The sequence below is a fragment of the Desulfobacterales bacterium genome (assembly GCA_029211065.1).
Taxonomy (GTDB): Bacteria; Desulfobacterota; Desulfobacteria; order Desulfobacterales; family JARGFK01; genus JARGFK01.
Genome location: JARGFK010000248.1, coordinates 1 through 725 on the forward strand (window position 1 = coordinate 1; position 725 = coordinate 725).

Here is a 725-nt window from a genome sequence, read left to right on the forward strand (position 1 = left end):
GATGGCCAGGTAGCCAAACAGATTGCCAATCATATCCAAAAGCAACCGATAAGATCCGACACTATTTATTTGCATCTGTAACTTGCTCTGGTTACTGTTCTTTGGCCGTTCTCCCGGAATTTTAAATCTTAAAGAGTGGAACCAATAAACCAATGGACTTTCCCATAAACCTCAAGTTTGAAGATAAGAAAGATTAGGCCTTTTTGCTCGAACCGAAGCCGGCCATTCTTTTTTAGCCGTCACCCGGTTCGGGCAAAAACTTCGCGTCCTTTGCGCCTTCGCGGTTCAATCTTTTAAAAAGTCGTTCTCCATGCTCATTCACGCCGCTATGGCAGCCCAATTATCGAGCCCCGAGTTCTTTAAAGGCGTAAGCCTTTTTGCTGATCGTTTCACCCGATCAGGAAAAAAACTTAAACCAACCCTTTGCGGTTCAAATTAATAATAAGCATATAGTGCGCTGGTCAAGGTTTGACCCCACATACACGAAAGCAAGTTTAAAAGTTGAGAACGTCCCCATTTCTACTGGCAGCAATTACATATTGCAAAGTACCTCACTGAGTGCTATAGTGCGGACAAATACGATTTATAAAACTAGGCATTTCGCACGGTGGGCACGAAAGATCGGTTTAAACGATTCGCTGCTGGAATCAGCCGTTCTCGAAATTCAGCGTGGATTGCTGGAAGCCGATCTTGGCGGTGGGATTGTGAAAAAGCGTATTGCTTTG

General features: G+C 44.3%; 1 protein-coding gene. It reads left to right on the plus strand.

Translation table 11 applies throughout. The features are described 5' to 3' along the window. Positions 1-377 precede the first annotated feature (377 nt). Positions 378-725: type II toxin-antitoxin system RelE/ParE family toxin (locus P1P89_23275; GenBank protein MDF1594446.1), on the plus strand; the 348-nt coding region annotated here is incomplete at its 3' end.